Annotated in this window: 17 protein-coding genes and 1 pseudogene; 5 read left to right on the top strand and 13 right to left on the bottom strand. The window is 43.0% G+C overall.

Annotated features, from left to right (window positions below):
* Positions 1–12: 12 nt before the first annotated feature.
* From ACGTNI_RS08845 to ACGTNI_RS08830, 4 genes are all read right to left on the bottom strand, one after another.
* Positions 13–465: an OsmC family protein gene (locus tag ACGTNI_RS08845; protein WP_085506336.1), complete on the bottom strand. Its 453-nt coding sequence runs from the start codon at positions 463–465 to the stop codon at positions 13–15.
* 86 nt (positions 466–551) lie between these two features.
* Entirely contained in the window at positions 552–911 is a 360-nt protein-coding gene (locus tag ACGTNI_RS08840) for a DUF488 domain-containing protein (protein ID WP_085506337.1), read from the bottom strand.
* 153 nt (positions 912–1064) lie between these two features.
* Positions 1065–1253: an SE1561 family protein gene (locus tag ACGTNI_RS08835; RefSeq protein ID WP_085506338.1), complete on the bottom strand. Its 189-nt coding sequence runs from the start codon at positions 1251–1253 to the stop codon at positions 1065–1067.
* Positions 1254–1432: 179 nt separating this feature from the next.
* Positions 1433–2200 carry a TerC family protein gene (locus ACGTNI_RS08830; RefSeq protein ID WP_394461683.1) on the bottom strand — a complete coding sequence of 256 codons (768 nt, stop codon included), beginning with the start codon at positions 2198–2200 and terminating at the stop codon, positions 1433–1435.
* Positions 2201–2700: 500 nt separating this feature from the next.
* Between ACGTNI_RS08830 and ACGTNI_RS08825 the strand changes: the two genes are divergently transcribed.
* Positions 2701–3792 (top strand): AI-2E family transporter, encoded by a 1092-nt coding sequence (locus tag ACGTNI_RS08825; protein WP_394461681.1) that lies wholly within the window; start codon positions 2701–2703, stop codon positions 3790–3792.
* 74 nt (positions 3793–3866) lie between these two features.
* Positions 3867–5054: an MFS transporter gene (locus ACGTNI_RS08820; RefSeq protein ID WP_394461679.1), complete on the top strand. Its 1188-nt coding sequence runs from the start codon at positions 3867–3869 to the stop codon at positions 5052–5054.
* Positions 5055–5107: 53 nt separating this feature from the next.
* Here ACGTNI_RS08820 and ACGTNI_RS08815 read toward each other — a convergent pair whose 3' ends face one another.
* The 4 genes from ACGTNI_RS08815 to ACGTNI_RS08800 form a co-directional block, all read right to left on the bottom strand.
* Positions 5108–6184, bottom strand: coding sequence for a DctP family TRAP transporter solute-binding subunit (locus ACGTNI_RS08815; protein WP_394461677.1), 1077 nt, complete (start codon positions 6182–6184; stop codon positions 5108–5110).
* A gap of 36 nt (positions 6185–6220) precedes the next feature.
* Positions 6221–7486: a TRAP transporter large permease gene (locus ACGTNI_RS08810; RefSeq protein WP_394461675.1), complete on the bottom strand. Its 1266-nt coding sequence runs from the start codon at positions 7484–7486 to the stop codon at positions 6221–6223.
* Between the two features lie 49 nt (positions 7487–7535).
* Positions 7536–8099 carry a TRAP transporter small permease gene (locus ACGTNI_RS08805; RefSeq protein WP_394461673.1) on the bottom strand — a complete coding sequence of 188 codons (564 nt, stop codon included), beginning with the start codon at positions 8097–8099 and terminating at the stop codon, positions 7536–7538.
* A 275-nt stretch (positions 8100–8374) separates the two neighbouring features.
* Positions 8375–9214 carry a GNAT family N-acetyltransferase gene (locus tag ACGTNI_RS08800; protein WP_394461671.1) on the bottom strand — a complete coding sequence of 280 codons (840 nt, stop codon included), beginning with the start codon at positions 9212–9214 and terminating at the stop codon, positions 8375–8377.
* Between the two features lie 83 nt (positions 9215–9297).
* Between ACGTNI_RS08800 and ACGTNI_RS08795 the strand changes: the two genes are divergently transcribed.
* Positions 9298–9477 carry an SE1832 family protein gene (locus tag ACGTNI_RS08795; protein WP_062442668.1) on the top strand — a complete coding sequence of 60 codons (180 nt, stop codon included), beginning with the start codon at positions 9298–9300 and terminating at the stop codon, positions 9475–9477.
* A gap of 41 nt (positions 9478–9518) precedes the next feature.
* Here ACGTNI_RS08795 and ACGTNI_RS08790 read toward each other — a convergent pair whose 3' ends face one another.
* Positions 9519–11372 (bottom strand): cation:proton antiporter, encoded by a 1854-nt coding sequence (locus ACGTNI_RS08790; RefSeq protein WP_394461668.1) that lies wholly within the window; start codon positions 11370–11372, stop codon positions 9519–9521.
* Positions 11373–11769: 397 nt separating this feature from the next.
* Here ACGTNI_RS08790 and brnQ point away from each other — a divergent pair, with 397 nt between their 5' ends.
* Positions 11770–13068, top strand: coding sequence for a branched-chain amino acid transport system II carrier protein (gene brnQ, locus ACGTNI_RS08785; protein WP_394461666.1), 1299 nt, complete (start codon positions 11770–11772; stop codon positions 13066–13068).
* A gap of 142 nt (positions 13069–13210) precedes the next feature.
* On the opposite strand, the gene ACGTNI_RS08780 is transcribed toward brnQ, so the two are convergent.
* The 4 genes and pseudogenes from ACGTNI_RS08780 to ACGTNI_RS08765 all read right to left on the bottom strand — a co-directional run bounded on the left by ACGTNI_RS08780 (position 13211) and on the right by ACGTNI_RS08765 (position 17610).
* Positions 13211–14062, bottom strand: coding sequence for a transglutaminase family protein (locus ACGTNI_RS08780; RefSeq protein WP_254901751.1), 852 nt, complete (start codon positions 14060–14062; stop codon positions 13211–13213).
* A gap of 96 nt (positions 14063–14158) precedes the next feature.
* Positions 14159–15121, bottom strand: coding sequence for an alpha-E domain-containing protein (locus tag ACGTNI_RS08775; RefSeq protein WP_394461664.1), 963 nt, complete (start codon positions 15119–15121; stop codon positions 14159–14161).
* Positions 15114–16574: a circularly permuted type 2 ATP-grasp protein gene (locus tag ACGTNI_RS08770; protein ID WP_394461662.1), complete on the bottom strand. Its 1461-nt coding sequence runs from the start codon at positions 16572–16574 to the stop codon at positions 15114–15116. The genes ACGTNI_RS08775 and ACGTNI_RS08770 overlap by 8 nt, the downstream gene beginning before the upstream one ends.
* A 99-nt stretch (positions 16575–16673) precedes the next feature.
* Positions 16674–17610: pseudogene (locus ACGTNI_RS08765) on the bottom strand (NADP-dependent oxidoreductase).
* 100 nt (positions 17611–17710) lie between these two features.
* On the opposite strand from ACGTNI_RS08765, the gene recQ reads away from it, so the two are divergent.
* Positions 17711–19855 carry a DNA helicase RecQ gene (recQ, locus tag ACGTNI_RS08760; protein WP_394461660.1) on the top strand — a complete coding sequence of 715 codons (2145 nt, stop codon included), beginning with the start codon at positions 17711–17713 and terminating at the stop codon, positions 19853–19855.
* The last annotated feature ends 254 nt before the right edge of the window (positions 19856–20109 follow it).

Below are 20109 nucleotides of genomic sequence, written 5' to 3'. Positions count from 1 at the left end.
TGCACTTAGCATTTACGATTCAGCTATAAACGTGTCTGCTTCCAGGGTAAGTTTCACATTTCCCTGGATTGCTTTTGAAATCATGCAGCTGGTTTCCGCTTTTTTCACCAACTTATCCAGTTTCATTAGATCATTTCTTGCTGCTTCTTTTTTTAATGCAACTTTAGGACGGTGGATAATCTCCTGATAGGTAAAAATACCATCTGTCACATCGACAATCCCTTCTGATGTCAAACCCATTTCCTTTAATGGCAAACCGGCTCGTTCAATCATAGCTGCAAGAGTAATGATATAGCAAGTAGACGCAGCCCCCAATAGCATTTCGTCCGGATTTGTTCCAATATCAGGACCATCCATTTCTTTTGGAATCGATATTTCTGTTTTAAGTTTTCCAGCATCTATATAACCGACATTATTTCTTCCCCCAGGCCAATCTGCCTTTAAATGAAAATGATGTTCTGCCATTATATCCCCTCCACTTCTTTCTTCTATTGTATACAGGAACAAATTGTTATTCAAAAAAACAACCATGCCTCAAAGACATGATTGTATCATTCATCATTTTCAATTAGTTCTTTTAATACAAGCGCGTGATTATAATCTTCATTCTTTGCCCCGAACAATAACACCAGTCGTTCGTTTTGCGCCATTTCCTTTAACTGATCGAGCTGTTGTTTACGTTCCTTACTGTTATCAATCTGTTCTTTGTAATAGTTTTTAAACTCTTCATATTTTTCAGGATCATGGTCGAACCACTGTCTTAGTTCCTTGCTTGGAGCTATTTCTTTCATCCATTCGTCTACTTTGGCTTTTTCTTTAGAAATGCCACGCGGCCAGATGCCATCGACCAGGACACGGTTACCTCCTAATGGTTCGGATTCATCATAAATCCGTTGTAAAACTACAGACATTTCTCTAACCCCTTTCTCTTCCTTATCCTTTTCTTATAACCGGTTTACACACCAAATAAACTACTTTTTTAAAAATAATTTTAGTAGTTCAGCATCGGGAGAAAGATCCCCCTTTTGGTGTTTTATTTTTGAGAAAGGATAGTCTGGGGTTCGTTACGCTTGCCAATCTTTTTGGAATCGTTCGATTTTGATCTGGAGGTCTTTCAGCATGCGTGATAATTGTTCCAGCTCAGCACTGCCTGCTTCCTTTTCGTCCATCGAGTCTGCCACTTCATGAAGCATTTTTATTCGGTTTTTAATATATTTCATTTGTTCGCTTGGCTGATCAGCCGCTTTCCCCATCGTGCCACCTCCAAACCGTTACTACCTTAGTTTTATTTTAAAACGGGGCTGTCCCATAAGTCTGTAAGAGACTTATAGGGGCAGCCTTTTTTCGTTATTGTTGATACCGGAAAAGTCCAAACCGTTACTACCTTAGTTTTATTTTAAAACAGCCGCACCATTAGGGTGCGGCTGATATATTACTCCTCCGGGAGTTCTCTTTTGCTGGATAGGAACCAGCCTGCTGCTGCAATTAATACCAATACAGAATAGAAGATAACTTTCCATAAGGTTGAATGAGCAAAGTGCTCATCCAGGATTTGGATGTTCGGATGCGCCAGCACCGATACAACCAGCTTAATACCGACCCAGCCGACAATAACGAAGGCTGCGATTTCAAGCCCAGGACGGGTCTGCAGCAGTTTGACAAAGACATTGGCAGCAAAACGCATAATGATGATTCCAATCATTCCTCCTGCCAATACGACTGCAAACTGCCCGCCATCCAAACTACCTACGTTCGGGAGACCAGTTTCCGGCAGCGCAACCGCCAAAGCCACCGCTGCAAGAATGGAGTCGACAGCGAACGCCAAGTCTGCAATTTCCACTTTCAAGACAGTTGTCCAAAAACCACTGCCAGATTCCGGCGCTTTATCCTTCTCTTCTCTTTCGGCATCCGTTTCCCGCCATTTATCATACAGGTGCTTGACGGAAATGAAAATCAGGTAAGCAGCACCCAGTGCTTGTACCTGCCATACATCCACAAGGAATGAAATGACAAATAAAGAGCCAAAACGTAATACGAACGCTCCTGCCAACCCATAGAAGAGCGCTTTTTTTCGTTTTTCTTCTGGAAGGTGTTTGACCATAATGGCAAGCACTAAGGCGTTGTCTGCTGCCAATATGCCTTCCAAACCAATGAGTACAATCAGTACCCATCCATATTCAATCAATAATTGCGTTTCCATGCTAACTCCAGCTCCTCCAAATAAAAAATGATCTTCACCTCATGGCAAAGATCATAAAAACAGACCTTTACCATGAGTGGTAAAGGTCTCGCTCACAACGAATGTTGCCAATAAAGCCGGGGAATACATCCCGAAATGACGACTTTACTGTTTAAAGCTACTCCCCTTTAAGGAAATACTAATGTACTGAATATAATACCACGAAGCGACTGAAAGTCAATTACTCTCTATCGCTTGTAGTGGCTTTATTTTTTTATCATAGCTGCTATATTCTTCCTATACCCATATCCAGCTATAATAATCCTATTATTAATATTTTTTTAGAACGACCTACCACTATCATTATTGTTTACAGGAAGTCTATAATGGATACATAAGGAAAGTATTATCTACATAGAAAAACACCGTTACTCGATAAGTGCTTATGGCGATTGCTTTCGTTTTTTCTCAAACGTTCATTCTTTGAGTAAGTTAAACTTTTATAAAGTATAAAAAGGTGTGTGTATAGCTTGTTGGATAAAACGTGGTTTAAAGTACTGGTTGCTGCTATCCTTATTTCTTTATTGATTTTCTTGTTGGCTAAAATCGATTTCATCTTTGATCCGCTCTGGTCTACTATTGGTGCCGTAGGTGTTCCGATAATTGGTGCAGGGATACTCTTTTATGTAACGCGCCCTATCATGCATTTATTGGAACGATATAAATTTCCAAGGCTGCTTGCTATATTAACTGTCTATTTAATTCTTATATTCATCGGATTTATCATATCTAAGTTTATTGCACCGATTGCTCAGGAGCAGTTCTCCCGTCTGATTGATAATCTGCCTAAGATGATGGAGAGCGCCCAGGAATTTATTGTGTATTGGCAGACGAACCAATCCCTTCTTCCTGCACAGGTCACGGAAACCATTAATCCAGATAACATCATGGAAAATATTGAGAAATATTCAGAAAGTGTTACTACTGCGATCATCAACTTTATCACCTACCTTGTCAGCTTTGTCATCGCATTGGTTTTGGTTCCATTCTTCTTATTTTTCATGCTGAAGGATGGCGAAAAATTAGTCCCATTTATTCGACAGTACCTGAACAAACGTGTTGGTGACAGCTTCGCACGATTAGCAAGCTCTGTCGATCACACGCTGCAGGCTTTCATTCAGGGTCAGCTGATAGTCAGCTTCTTTGTCGGTGTATTGCTGTTCATCGGTTATGCGATCATAGGTTTGCAGTATTCTCTTACCCTGGCATTATTCGGGATGGTAACTAACGTTATTCCATTTGTCGGTCCATTTTTAGCAGTCATTCCTGCGATACTGGTTGCTTTATTTCAGGATCCCATCATGGCGGTTTATGTAGCCATTATCATGCTTGTCGCCCAGCAGATCGAAAGCAACTTAATTTCCCCGAATGTCATGGGAAAAGCACTCAGCATCCACCCGCTTACCATCATTACGATTATATTAGCGGCGGGAAGTATTGCAGGTTTCCTTGGAATCCTGTTCGCAATCCCGGTTTATGCTGTTTTTAAAACTATCATCCATCATCTTTACCAGGAATGGCTGACAAGTAAAGAAAAACAGTACACGGATTAAATTTCTCCCTGCAGCTCCTGCAGGGAGAAATTTAATGCCAGGCCTCAGCAAAAATAGAAAGAAGGAGAATCACTATGCAAGAGACACCCCGACTTTGGACAAGGCCGTTTATTTTTCTTTTACTAGGAAACTTGTTCACTTTTATGAGCTTCCAAATGCTGCTGCCCAACCTTCCTCCTTACATTGAAGCCATAGGTGGAAACAAAATGGAAATCGGCCTTGTCACCACCATGTTTTCCATTGCAGCTATTTTAATCCGGCCTTTTATCGGACATATTTTAATGACCAAAGAACGAAAGGCACTTATACTTGCCGGTGCCATTTCCCTATTGTTGATGACACTGCTTTACCCGGTAACCCAGGTTGTTCTCATCGTTTTGCTGCTCCGGTTCGCCCACGGACTGGCATGGGGGTGGTCGACCACTACAAACGGAACCGCCGCTGTAGATATTGTACCCAGAAAGCGGGTCGGAGAAGGTATGGGGTATTTCGGATTATCGATTACAGTCGGGATGATTATTGCCCCCAGTCTTGGAATTTATATTTATCAGAACTATACTTTCCATTTATTGATATGGATTTCTGCAGCACTTGGTATTATATCCATTCTTTTATTTACACTAACCACCTTTCATACTCCGGAAAGTGTAAAAGAAAATCAGGAAGCTCCTCCTAAGTTTTCGTTTATCGGTTCCCTTGTTGAAAAAAGAAGCTGGTATCCAGCTTTCGTCACTTTTCTCACTACATTTGGTTATGGGTCGATTGTTACCTATATCGTAATATTCGGAAACGAACGAGGGTTAAGCGGCACCTATTTGTTCTATTTATTTAATGCTTTGCTTGCTACCATTTCACGTCCGGTTACTGGTCGATATTTTGATAAGCGTGGACCGTGGAACCTGATTATGTTCTGTACATCCATCACTTTCATAGCTATGTGGATTCTTGCCAGTGCGGATACTAATATGGATTTAATTATCGCCGGAGCTTTATTTGGTCTTGGTTATGGTTCCATGATGCCAGCCTTCCAGGCCTGGGTCATCTCTAAAACGACTACTGCAAGAAGCGGGATAGCTAATGGGATGTTTTATTCTTCCATCGACCTTGGCATCGGCTTAAGCGCTGTAGTATTAGGGGTAATCTATCAATTTGTTGAAACAGCTTCATTATTTAAAATATCCAGCTTTTTATTTATTCTTGTCTTCATCCTGACCTGGCTGGATGCCAGAAAGCAGACAGAGACCTGGCAGCCTGTCAGTTAAATCAAATGAAAAGGGCGTCTCCATTGAAGGAGACGCCCTTTTCTTATCCAATATTATTCACCAGTTACTTCTTTGATTTCCTGCTCAAGTTTATCAAGGATTGCGCCGTCTACAGTTGAAACTTCCTCACGATAGAAATCACGTACAGGCATTGCTTTTTCCTTGAACTGATCACGTTGTTCTTCTGTCAATTCGATGATTTCCGTCTTGTTTTCTTCATCGTTTTTAATGGTTTCGAGATACTCTTCATTTTGCTTCTTCTGTTCTTCAAATACCCATTCCTGCATCTCTTCTGTTGTTTCTGTCACCATGTTCTGCAGATCCTCTGATAGCCCATCAAACCAATCACTATTTACAGTAGTCATGGCTACGTAGTTGTTATGATTAGAAATGGTCATATAATCTTGAACTTCATGGAAAGAAGCATCTCCAATGAAAAAGATCGGGTTTTCCTGACCTTCTACAGTGCCACGGTCAAGAGCTGTGTACAGTTCAGACCAGGACATTGGAGTCGGCTGCGCACCATAAGCCTTATAGGATTCAAGAATCAATGGAGACGTCTGGGTACGCATTTTGAAGTTTTGGAAGTCTTCAGGTGTTTCAATTTTCTTGCTGGAAGTCCACTGCATCGCACCTTCCGTCCAGAAAGATAGCGGTGTAATGGAATGTTCCTTATACTTTTCAACTAAATCCGTGTTCAATGCTTCACTCGTATTCAATACTTCCTGTGTCTTTTCTACACTGTCCGGGAACAAAAAGTGCAGGGCGAAAACTTGTCCTTCTTTTACCATGTTACCAGTGAACCCTGGAGACATAACAGCCATCTCTACAGCCCCGCCCTGCAGCTGCTCGACCTGGTCACTTTCTGTTCCAAGTCCACCGTACTCATACACTTCAATGTTCACCTGTCCGTCGGACTTTTCATTCATACGATCCGCAAATTCCTGGGCATATTCATACTGAACCTGACCTTCAACTTCTTCCGTAACGAATTTCCAGTTTTGTGTGCCTTCACCACCAGATTCGCCACCATCTCCGCCGCCTTCATTACCTCCACAAGCAGCTAAAACCATACCAATCGACAACAACAGTATGAAACTAAGTAACCCTTTTTTGTTAAAAATAATCATTACCCCCTACAAGTTTTTTATATTATCCCCCACTCCTTACAATAAAATGAGTGAGAGCTCCTCAAAGAAAATCAGCAGGAACGAAACAAATACCAGCATGATGATGTATGGCGGTGTTCCTTTGATAACTTCCAGGTACGGCTTATTGAACACCGCACTGGCTGTAAATATGTCGACACCGAATGGTGGTGTTGCAGATCCTAGTGCTGCCTGGAATGTGATAACTACTCCTAAATGAATAGGGTCGATACCTGCACTCATTGCAGCCGGATAGAAGATCGGTGTCAATACCAGAATGACGACGATTGGATCGACGAACATACATCCGATGAAGAAAAATAAGGTAACCATAAGTAATACGAAAATCGCACTAGGTTCCGGGCCAAGGACAGCCTCGGTGATCATCTGAGGTATCCTCGCAAACGAGATGACCCACGTGAATGCCTGTCCACCTGCTACCAGCACAAATACAGCAGAGGTTACCAAACCGGTGGAACGTGCAATCTTCGGCAATTCTTTTATATGGATGGAACGGTAAATCAATACTTCCAGAACAAAAGCATAAAGGACAGAAACCCCTGCCGCCTCTGTAGGACTAAAGATCCCTGCGTAGATACCACCAATGATGATGATCGGGAAGCCTAAGGGAAGCAAAGCTTTACGAAAGGTACGGAATCGTTCCCCCCAGTTTGCTTTCGCTGTCAACGGAATGTCAGTAACTTTAGCATAAATAATACTATAAATGGCAAATAATAGAAAGACGATAACACCTGGAACAATACCGGCGATAAACAAGTCACCAACAGATGTACCGGATACAAGACCATACATGATCATTCCGATACTTGGAGGAACGAGCAATGCGATATCACTGGAGTTAATAATCAGTGCTATTGCAGTGGGATCTTTGTAGCCCACTTTCAATAATCTTTCCCTCATTGGTGTACCGATTGCAACAACTGTCGCCTGTGTCGATCCTGAAATAGCACCGAACAACGTACAGGCAGCCGCGGTGGTAATCGCATATCCCCCGCGCAGATGACCAATGAAAGAACTGATGAAATCCAACAGCCGGTTAGAAGTTTTACCAGTCGTCATGATGTCAGCAGCGAATATGAACAATGGGACAGCCAATAGTACATAAGGCTCAATTCCTGTAGCGAACTGCTTCATCAATAGCATAGGATCTAAATTTGGAAAATATAAGAATAGGACAACCATTGGTGCCGCCATAAGCGGAATCATCATTGGGAAGTTCAATAACAATAGTACAACCATGATTGTTAACAGAGTAGCTACCATATTGTTTTCCTTTCCTGAACAGATTTGTTTGCATCAATTTAATTATCGTCTACAAATGAACTTCATCCTGGACGTCCCGTTCACCCAATTCTTTATCATTGTAATCTGTAGCATCTGTGCCCAGGTAAACGGTATCCCTGTCTGTTATATTGATTAACATATTCCGGATAAATTGGATTCCTCCCAGCGCGAAACCGATCGGAATGGCAATGTACATATAATATAAAGGTGTTTGCATCGCTGAAGTTACTCGTCCTGAATTTTTGATATCGATTACATATAAATAAGAATAATAAGCGAGTACAAACAAGAAAAGAGCTGTAACCGCGGGGATGAGAATCATAAGTATCTTTCTTATTTTAAACGGAGCCAAATCGTAAAATGCCGACATACTGATATGCCTGCCTTTGCGTGTGGCGTAACTGATACCCATAAAAGTTGCGATAATGACGGAAAACTGACTGACCTCGTCAGCAAATGGAGGGGAATAAGTAAACAGCGCTCTCATCAGAGCTTTACCGACAACCATAACTGCAATGATGATTACTGCATAGCTTAATATGAATTCTTCTAATTTAAGTATAAAATTGTCTAGCATCCTAAGTAATTTCAATGTAAGTATTCCTCCTAATAAATTGCAGGAATTATCTAAAAAAGCTCATGTATTCTTTATCATACCGAATGGATTTCCTACATTCAAACTCCCCACTTCGCTATAATACGCTTTCACTACATAAATATTGGCATATATAGCAGTTACGTCGCATATAGTTATATATTATCTCAAATGCTGGGTAATAATGCTTACTCTATATATTATCAGAAAATTCACTATAATTCTACCTAAAATATGACAGCTTCTAAAGGATGGAAGATGATAGGGCGTTATTATTCAAGCGAAAAGCGATAGACAACCGATTCCCCGATAGGATAATATCCTATTTTCTTATAAATTGAATTAGATGTGGGATTTTCCGCATCGGTATAAAGGCTGCAAAACCGGTAACCTTGATCTAATAGTTTTTCCGTCAATGCCCAGACCGCTTGGGTAGCGTATCCTTTCCGTTTGTATTCATCAGGAGTATAAACAGCGTTGACTGTCGCACCATGTTTCGTACTCCTTGATTGATTAACCATTGATACCGGGATGCCATTCACAATCCATAAGTGCATGGAACCAGACTTAACCATATGGTCCGCCAGCGTTTCGGCGTCCTCCATAATCGACCTTTCTCCTGCTTCTCTTCCAAAGAAACGCAGCCATTCCGCAATCAAGGCTTTATCGCTTTCTTCTGCAACTTTTAGCTTTCCTCCATTTACATGAATTTGTTCAAGCTGGTCTAACCGATAGACAAGCTGTTTCATATGGATGTAGCTCGTACGTCTGCTCTTTTTAGAATAAGCATTCTTAAACACGGCAGCACCCTCTGCTTTCCCTACTATCCCATCAACCGGATAGCCATTATCGTATAGATAGCAGGCAGCCATTTCGATGACTGATTGATCGGTATCACATGCAGGAAGCACCCACTGATTCCGCATCGTATGTAACAGGGTATAGACTGCCTCGCCGCCATCTTCAATCGTAATCAAGTCCGCTTCAGCAGGCTGTTTCTTTAAACGTTCTGCAATACCTAAAGGCAAATTATTCATCGCCTCCTGTTTCATCAGCAGAGGCTCTACCTTATGTAAATACTCCTTTGGATCTTTGTATTCCTTTACCTCCATGTTACCCTCCCCCTTTTGGCTAAAAGTGCACTTACTATACCACACTTGACAGCTCCTCTACAATGGAATTAGAGGTGATGACAGTGACAAATAATGAAATCAAAGATCAGATTGCCGAGCTGAAATCCGATTACGTCCGCATCCAGGGTGATTTAGATAAAATAGAAGCTACTGGTGGAAATGTCACGAATGCGGAAAAGCAGCTTCATCATATTGAAGAAGAGTTGAAACGTCTGAATCATAAACTTGCTGAAAACAAATAGAGCAAAAAACGGCAGTCCGTAACGTGACGGACTGCCGTTTTTTATGACTCATCCCTACCGTTCCGCTGTTCTTCCAGTCGGGATTGAATTTTATCTTTTTCTTTATCAGGCGGCATCAAACTGACGACAGTATCGCCCTGTTCTGCCTTCGTGGGGAAATCTTCCGTAAAGAAATCAATTTTACCTGATGGCTTTTTAATAAATAACAGAATGGCATCGGGATTTTTGTTCTCTAAATAATCTTTAAAGGTAAACTTCTGCGTAATACTTGTTTTCCGGAATTTATACCCTTCCTTTGCCAACTCGTTCAGTTTTTCCCAGGAAGCTCCTTCCTCAAAAAGGATACGGCCACCGATGGAGTGTACCAAACCTTCTAAATTATCTCCACTTTGGTTGCGCAAGCTTAATTGATAGAGGTTATTCCTGCCGAAAGTCGGTACAAAGGTAGTACAAATCAGAGCGTTATACGAATCAAGCTCCGACGCGGCAATCAAGTATTCGAACGGGGTCATATCCATCGTATATTCCGTCTGTTCAGACAGAATTTCTCCATGGTAGATTGGTACCCCTGCCTGCCTTGCTATTGATAAACGTTCCCATGAAGAATCAATAATCATTACTGGCACTTTTAATTCTTCCAGCGTTTTCGCTAAGGTTACCGTAAAAGAGCTGCTCCCGTTAATCAGGACACCTGGAGGCCCCTCCATGGATAAATTCAGTTTCTTTGCAAGCCATTGGATAGAAAAACCATGGGCAACCACGGTAGAAAACACAAGAGCAAAAGTAATCGAAAGCAGTAAGTTCGCATCTTCATACCCCTCATCCAGCAGGGCACTGGCGAAATAACTGGATACGGTCAACGCGACTATTCCTCGGGGAGCAATCCAGCCGACAAGCAGCTTCTCCGATTTGGTCAGGTCCGTTCCCATAGTAGAAATCCAAATAGAAAGCGGCCTTACGACAAATAACATTAACAGCACAAAACCGATGATTTGGAAATTGAGTATTTGAAATAAGGTATCTGTCGTCAAAGAAGCCGTCAGCATGATAAAGATTGTCGATATCAATAGCAAAGAAATATTTTCTTTAAAGTGTCTCATATCTGAAATAGATGGGATATGAAGATTAGCGAGTGTCATCCCCATCGCCGTCACAGCCAGCAACCCTGTCTCATGCATGATTTCATCCGATATGGTAAAGCAGGCGATGACGACCGTAAACACAACAGGTGATTTTAAATATTCCGGCACATAGCCGGTCTCGAACATCCACCCGACTCCTTTTCCGCAGGCCCAACCAAGCACAGCGGCGAACAGGGATGCAAGGAAAAACGCCAGCAGCGCCGGTACGCCAACTTCATCACTGAGAATAAATTGTATGAATTCAAAAGCGAAAACGGCTAACAAGGCTCCAATAGGATCGACGATAATACCTTCCCACTTCAGAATCTTAGCGGGTCGGGCTTTCAGTTTCGCTTGTCTTAATAAGGGTAAAATTACGGTCGGACCAGTAACAATGAATAACCCCGCGATGACAATAGCTACGGTCCAGGACAATCCGGCAACGTAATGGGCAGCGAGTGCACCTAAAATCCAGCCAAGAAAGGCTCCAAATGTCACTATCCTGACAACCGGGCGGCCGAGACCTTTAATTTCTTTAATATCGAGGTTAAGACTTCCCTCAAACAGGATGATCGCTACCGCCATCGCAATGATTGGACGGTATACATCGCCAAAATCCTGCTCCGGGTTAATCAATCCCAGAATAGGACCGGCCAGTAAACCCGCAATAGACATTAGTACGATTGCGGGCAGCCGGAACCGCCATGCCGCCCATTGGGAGCCTATTCCAAGCAGACCTATCAGCATGAATTGTAGTAAAATTGAATCAATCATCACACAACTCCTTTTCTATCACCAAAAACAGCACCCTTCTCCACCGTTTCTATCAACTTAAAATCATTCTATATTTCTATGATTCTACTGTAAATCATGTTGTTTAAGACTCTTTCCTTTACCCAAACGGAACTCCTTCTAACCATCCGGTTAAAATTGTCAACAAAGCAATATAAAAATATATTGACATCGAATTTCGCCCCTGATAATATTAGCTCGTCTTATAAATATTCAAAAAAATCAGAGCTGGTGCAACAGTTTGAAGATAACTATTCTTAGTCCTATCGTAATACATGAAAATTATAGGTAAGGGTTAAAGTAAGTAGAGGGTCGTCCCTGCGGTCAGGGGCGGTTTTTTTACGCCTTCACCCTTTTGCCCATAAAGGAGGAAATATAAGTGAAAACAAGAGATACGGTCTTTATTGGTTTTATGTTATTTGCATTATTTTTCGGGGCAGGAAACCTCATTTATCCGCCTACGCTGGGGATAGAAGCAGGCACTTCTTACTGGCCCGCTATTTTTGGTTTTGTATTGACCGGAGTAGGAATCCCAGTATTGACAGTTACCGCCCTTTCTTTAGTAAACAATGGAACCATAGAATTAGGGGCGAGAGTACATCCCTTATTCGGACTAATCTTCACTTCCGTCGTATACCTTGCTATCGGACCCTTTTTTGGCATACCACGAGCTGCCAATGTAGCTTATGAAATGGGCGTGCAGCCGTTGGTTAATGGAGGGAACTCCGGCGTATTATTGGTATTTACGCTTATCTTTTTTGCCCTCGTATTCTGGATAAGCCTAAATCCATCTAAACTCGTGGACCGTGTCGGTCAATGGCTTACACCGCTATTGTTAGCCGCCATTATAGCGTTAGTGATTGGAAGCTTCTTTTTATTGGATGGTACTGTTCAGCAGCCAGTTGAGAAGTATCAGTCTTCCCCATTTACCACTGGCTTTCTTGAAGGGTATTTAACCATGGACGCGATTGCGGCGCTTGCATTCGGTATCCTTGTGATTACCGCTTTAAAAGATCGCGGGGTAACAGACCGCCGACAACTCACCCGCTTCACCTTAAAAGTGGGAGCCGTAACAGCCATTGGTCTCACAGCAGTCTATACAGCGATTGGGTGGATTGGAGCGAAAATGGCTACGGAAGGCTCCTATACCAATGGCGGAGAAATTTTATCCGGAGCAGCGCAATTCATGTATGGACAGCCAGGGACGCTTCTCCTCGGAATCATTGTAGCACTGGCTTGTTTCACGACATCTGTCGGTTTGACGGTTGCCTGCGGACAATTTTTCAGCAAAACCTTTTCCGGTCTTTCTTATAAATTAGTTATTTCTATCGTGATCATCGGCAGTTTTGCTGCGGCCAATTTAGGGTTGGAGCAGATCATCGCATTTTCCGTTCCGGTGTTGGTCTTCATCTATCCGATTGCCATCGTACTGATTGCGCTTGCCTTTGCCAACAGGGTGTTTAACGGTTCTACCTTTGTTTATCAAGGCGCTATTTTGCTTACAGCAATCACCAGCTTATATGATGGGTTAGTAGCATTCGGGTTGGACTTATCCAATTTGGAACCATTGATGCAGCAATTACCTTTCTTTTCGCTTGGACTCGGCTGGGTTTTCCCTGCCCTCGCAGGAGCGTTAGCAGGCGGACTAATACAATTCACTTGTAACGTCCAACGATAAAAAACTAACAAACTAACCTTTGGACTCAATTATTAAAAGGGCTGTCCTGCTGGTCTTCAAAAGACTTCCAGGACAGCCCTTTTGGTTATGATTATATTTGAGAACAGAACACGAAATAGTTGATCAAAACTTTCTTATCACATCATTGCTCTAATAATGTGACACTGACTTTTACATCGAGCGTCTGCTGACCGCCCCGATATACACCCTGCAGCGGACTGACATCGGCATAGTCACGTCCCGTTCCAATACGGACATGCTGCTCAAGAGCCTCTACGTTATTCGTCGGATCAAGGCCGACCCAGCCGATGCCGGGAACCATTACTTCCACCCAGGCATGAGTAGCAGCATCCCCTATTAGCGCAGAATCTTCCCCAACATACAAATAACCGCTGACATATCGTGCCGGAATCCCTTTGGCCCGCAACACTGCCAGCATGATATGTGCATAATCCTGGCAGACACCTTTTTTATTCGGCCAGCTTTCATACGCCTTCGTATCTACATGGGTGGCTGTTCCATCATAAACAATCAATTGATGGATATAGGCCATCAAATCGAGCGAAAATCTGACCGGATCAGCGGGGTCTCCGACAGCTTGCGTAATCTCCTCTATCTGTTCTTTATACAAAAACGTATAGGGCGTCTCATTCAAGTATGCCAAATAATGTTTATGAAACAGGTCCGAGTGGAAAATCTCTCTCATTTCATCTGTGAAATGAATCATTCGGATAAACGGACTTTTCTGAATACTGACGATCGAATTCGTCTTCACTTCTAAATGTTCATGTTTCTCCGGTATGAAAAACGTCTCGACGTGGTTTCCCCACAAATCAATGTGTTCCTTTGTCATGGAAGCAGGCGTGATTTCAGTACGATAAGACAATAGCCGCTGACACTCATCTGTTCTCGGCTTAAGCCTGATATGGTTCATACTTTGGTCCACGAAACTTTCATAATAAAAGATATTCGTATGTTCAATTTTATACTTCATGATGCCATCCCCCAACCGCGAAAAAATTCGTTACGTACTAATTTATGATAAGCGTACTCTTATAGTACCCGCTCTTTGTCGTGAAACCCTTACCTTCTATTTTATTTCAACTGGCTCAATCAAATAGTAAGTTTCCGAGAAGACCCTGCTCACCTGTATACAGCGGTTTTGGAAGTGATCCAGAAAGCCCATCAGCTCTTCCATTGCCATTGCCTCGAGGTTGAAATCAGATACTTCCTGCTGGATCGTTTCAAGCAGGTGGAACAACCTTTCTGAATAATGGTGGATTTCCCCTTTTTCTAATTTGCGAATGGTTTCCATTACATGATCAACACAGTAACGGATCGAGCGTGGGAACCTTTCTTCTTCAATGATGAAATGAAGGACGTGCATTGCATTCATTTTAGGAGGAAATTCTTTGATATAGGCATCATATCCGTTTACCAGCCTTAAAGCAGCGAGCCAGTAATAATGATGATTGACCGACCCCTGTTTTTCCTTTCTTGCTTTCTCGCATATGACGTTCAAAATTCTCGCCGTCTTCTCTGCCCGCTCCAGCCATTTACCGATTTTTATGAAGGAATAAGGGACGCCGCGAGTCATTGTTGATTCAATGACACCCTGGGCGGTCATCGATGTCATTGTAATTGTGTTTACGAAATTTTGAATTTCCTGGATCGTAAACTCATTTCGGCGGACTGCCGGCAGTTCCAGATAAAAACGGTTCAGCCCTTCCCAAACTCCTTCAGGAATAATGTCCCTTGTAGCACGAGCGTTCTCACGCGCATAAGTCATGCAATTGACGAGCGAATTAAAATTTCCCGGTTCAAACGCCACGTAATGGATAATCTCTTCTGACTTCAAGTTTGGATACTGGACTTGATAATCCGCTAAAGAAGCAGTGATTTCCAATACTTCCTCCCAGTCACGATTCAGTACCTCTCTGTCGTTCGCTTCCAGCATATTAATCAACTGAACATCGAGAACCCGGGCATTATTTTCCGAGCGTTCCAGGTTACGCGCCATCCAATATAACGAGTCAGCCACTCGACTAAGCATAGCCATTCCCCCTCTTTTGCAATACCCATGTGTCTTTCCCGCCGCCACCTTGGGAAGAATTGACGACAAGCGATCCTTCTTTCAAGGCTACCCGGGATAACCCGCCAGGCAATACATGACTTTCCTGCCCGCTCATGACAAATACCCGCAGGTCGACATGGCATGGATAAAAGCGTCCTTTCTGAAAAGCCGGAGCCCGTGACAATTTAATGGTTGGCTGGGCGATATATTGATTCGGTTTTTCTAAAATCTTTTCACGGAAGACAGCAATTTCTTCCTTACCCGCATGAGGACCGATCAGCATATCATAACCGCCGGATGCTCCCACATTCTTCACTACTAATTCATCCAGATGATCCAGCACATAAGTACGCTGTTCCTCATTACGCAAAAAGTATGTTTCTACATTTGGAATGATTGGTTCCTCATCTAAGTAATAGCGAATCATGTCGGGCACGTACGCATACATAGCTTTATCATCGGCTACTCCATTACCGATGCCATTTACGATTGCTACATTGCCTTTACGATAGGCATTTAACAGTCCTCGTACACCTAACACAGATTTAGGGTCGAAAGTTTCGGGATCCAGAAAATCATCATCGATCCGACGATATATAATATCGACTCGCTTCAATCCTCGAATCGTTTTCATGTACACGGCGTCATCCCTGACAAGCAGGTCGCGTCCTTCGACAAGCTCAATGCCCATTTGCTGGGCAAGGAACACATGATCATAATACGCAGAATTATAGCTTCCCGGTGTTAAAAGGACAGCACAGGGGTTGTCCGGTGAGGTAGAGTTAGCTGGAACATGGGCCATCAGTGCCTGATGAAGTTCCGACAACTGATGCTCGAGTGTTTCGATGGCATGCTCAAAAAATAATTCCGGGTAGACCTGGCGCATGACATAGCGGTTTTGAAATACATAGGATAAGCCTGATGGGTTGCGCAGGTTATCTTCGAGTACCCGGTATTCCCCATGCTCATCACGAATTAAGTCGATTCCAGCGAGGAAAATATGGTTTTGGTAAGGTATATCAAGCCCTGATGCTTGCTGGCGATAGTAATAAGGGTTTTGTTCTACTAATTCTCCAGGAATGATACCATCTTTGATAATCTCCTGATTCCGGTAAATATCTTCCAAGAATAGATTTAGTGCTTTGACACGCTGCTTCATTCCTTTTTCTATGCGCTGCCAATTTTCAGAGGGAATGATGATCGGCACGAAATCAAACGGCATGGTACGTTCCGTGCCGACAGTGTCGTTATAAACGGTAAAAGTGATTCCTTTTCGTAAGAAGCTTAATTGGGCTGTTTCATTTTTTTCATGGAGGTTATCAATCGAAAAGCGGCGAAGCATTTGGTAGAAGTGTTCATAATGAGGCTTAGGCTGTTCTTTATCTTCCATCATTTCATCAAAAAAACTTTCCATTTCATATTGATCCATCATAAAATCCCCCCTATTTTAAATGGTATAAGGTCTTATACCCTAAAAAAGCACCAAGTAGTCAGAAAATTATCCAAACTACCTGGTGCTTCTGTTATACTATTATTTGATAGAAATAGCAATCTTTCCTTGCGCGTGGTGCGTTTCACTCAGTTCATGCGCCTGTTTCAGCCCTTCTTCGGAAAAGTCGAATTGATGGCCGACAACCGCTCTTACCTTTCCTTTCTTAATCAGGTCCGCGATTTTGGCAAGCTGCTCTCCTTTTGGTTCCAGCCAGTGGAAGCCTGCTTTGATTCCTCTTTCTTTTGCTTTTTCTTTTTCAGGCGGCTGCACGATTGAAACAAGCTTTCCGCCCTCTTTCAAGACTTCATAGCTTTTCTCCTGAAACCTCTCCACCGATCGTATCAACTACAATGTCAAAATCTTCGAGTACTTCACTGAAATCTTCTTCCTGATAATTGATGAAGCGATCAACGCCAAGCTCCGTAACCCATTCCTGGTTCTTGCCGCTCGCTGTTGTAGCGACATAGGCACCGAAATGCTTCGCAAGCTGGATCGCATAGCTTCCTACTCCGCCAGAGCCGGCGTGGATCAATACTTTATCCCCATCCTTAATTTCAGAGAAGTCAACGAGACACTGCCATGCAGTGAGTCCTGCCAATGGCACAGATGCTGCTTCTTCATAAGTGATATTTTCCGGCATGTGGGCAAGCAGCCGCTCATCGACTGCTGCATATTCCGCATATGTTCCAAGTCGTGTTAAATCCGGTCGTGCGAACACATTGTCACCCTTTTTAAATTTTGTTACATTCTTACCTGTCTCTGCGACAACACCAGCCAAGTCCCAGCCAAGGATAATTGGAAAATCAAAGTCAGCTTTTTCTTTTAAATATCCTTGCCGCAGCTTCCAGTCAATCGGGTTGATCGAGGCCGCATGAAGTTCAACAAGCACTTGATCGTCTGTGATTTCCGGTTTACCTATCTCTCTCATTTTCAGTTGTTCTTTATCGCCATAATTGTCAATGACAATTGCTTTCATGAATGATCCCTCCAGAATTGAAATTCTTACATCATTTTTCCCCTGTCAGATCGAACTAAACATGATACGATTAACAAAGGATTTATAAAGGAGATACACTATGTTAGAACAAGCACGTAAAAAACTACAAGAATACTTCGGATACCCAACCTTCCGCCCCGGCCAGGAGGATGCCATCAGCCAGATTCTACAAGGGAATAATACCCTTGCTGTCATGCCGACCGGTGGCGGGAAATCAATCTGTTATCAGATACCAGGGCTCATTCAGCCTGGAACAGCTATTATCATTTCCCCATTGATTTCATTAATGAAAGATCAGGTTGATGCGCTTACTTCTATGGGGGTAGCCGCAACCTATATCAACAGTTCTCTAAGTATGGAAGAACAGCAGGAACGCCTGCGCGCAATGAGACAGGGACGTTATCATTTTGTCTATGTCGCACCGGAACGCTTTGATTCTTCCAACTTCTTTTATGCGATTCAGTCGATTCCGTTGTCCTTGATCGCATTTGATGAAGCCCACTGTATCTCACAGTGGGGGCACGATTTCCGGCCGAGCTACCGATCGATTGTTCCATTACTGAAAAAACTCACGAACCTTCCAACCATGATGGCTTTAACTGCCACAGCCACCAAGGAAGTCATCAACGACATACAGCATTTGCTGCATGTTCCTGAAACCTCGGTTATCAACACAGGGTTTGCACGGAGTAATCTATCCTTCCGCTTGATCAAAGGGCAGGATAAGCGTGATTTCCTGCTGAATTATGCTACGGAACGAAAAAGTGAGTCCGGAATCATTTATGCAGCAACTCGAAAAGACGTCGATTTTATCCACCAATTTTTACTGAGAAAAGGGTTCCAGGCAGGCAAATATCACGCCGGCCTTTCGGAAGACGAACGAAAAGAAGCCCAAAACAGCTTTATTCAGGATGAAACGCTGATAATGGTGGCGACCAATGCATTTGGTATGGGGATCGATAAATCAAACGTCCGCTACGTCATCCACTACTCGATGCCGATGAACATTGAATCCTACTACCAGGAAGCGGGGCGCGCCGGAAGAGACGGTGAACCGAGTGAGTGCATCCTGCTATTCTCGGGACAGGACGTCAACTTGCAGAAATATATGATCGAGCAGTCGACCTTGCCTGAAGACAAAAAAGCAAAAGAATACGAAAAGCTCCAGTCGATGGTGAATTACTGTCATACCCACCATTGTCTGCAACAGTATATCCTAGATTATTTCCATGACCCGACAGGCAGTGAGCCATGCGGCCGTTGTTCGAACTGCTTGTACGATGGTGAGCGGGAGGATATGACGAAGGAAGCACAAATGGTTTTATCCTGTGTGAAACGGATGGGGGAACGATTTGGAGCAGGCTTAACCGCCAAGGTGCTCCGCGGGTCCTCTGACCAAAAGGTAAAAGAGTTCGGTTTTAACCGGCTGAGTACTTACGGGTTAATGTCGCAATACACAGAAAAGGAACTGACGAGCTTCATTCACTTTTTGACAGCAGAGGAATTGTTGAACCCTGGTCAGGGTAAATTCCCAACATTACAGCTGACACCAAAAGCAGTCGAGGTTTTGAAAGGGGAAAAGCAGGTCTGGATGAAAATCGAAAAAACAGCCAGGAGAACGGAAGTGGATTACCACGAAGAACTGTTCGAGTCCCTGCGCAGCCTGAGGAAAGAAATTGCTGATGAGCATAACCTGCCGCCATATGTCATCTTTTCTGATGCTACCCTTAAAGATTTGGCTCGCTATTTACCAGCATCCAAGTCAGAGATGCTATCCATAAAAGGTGTGGGTGAACGGAAATACGAACAATACGGAGAGACATTCCTGGCTGCTATCGAGCCATTTAAAGAACGACAGCCAGCCAATAAATCTGTCAAAGGGCCGACGCCGATTTTCCAAAAGAAAACCGAGCAGGATAAAGAACCTAGTTATATGATTTCTTACCGGTTGTGGAAAGAAAAAGGAAAGGATCTTCCGGCAATCGCCCGCGATCGAGGAATGAGTGAAATCACCATCGAAAACCATCTGTTCCGCGCTGCCAGCGAGGGTCACGAGTTTGACTGGAGTCAATGGTTTGACGAACAAACCGAAGCAGAAGTGCTTCGGGCACGGGAAACGTTGGACGAGGATGAAGGTTTAAAAGTATTAAGAGAAGCGTTGGATCATGCTTACGATTACACCACGATTAAAGGTGTACTTGTCAAAAACGGATTAGCCAAATAACAAGAGCCCCGGCAAATGGCGCCGGGGCTACTTTGCATTTATTTGTCTCATATATGCTTAGCTTTTCTCATTTACATTTGAAATTGTCTCTCATAATTTTAATATTGTCTCGTTTATTTTAAAAATTTGGAACTAGTATAGAAAGTGGACACAGGTAGTGAGCCATGTTTTAATCGACCTAAAGCTTAAATTAAGGACGTGTTCACTTGACTAAAAAAATGAAGAGTTACAGTTCGGAATTTAAAGAGTATGTA

Source organism: Thalassobacillus sp. B23F22_16 (genome assembly GCF_043496955.1).
In the GTDB taxonomy this organism is placed as follows: Bacteria; Bacillota; Bacilli; order Bacillales; family Halobacillaceae; genus Thalassobacillus; species Thalassobacillus devorans_A.
This window is presented reverse-complemented; position numbering and strand designations above follow the sequence as displayed.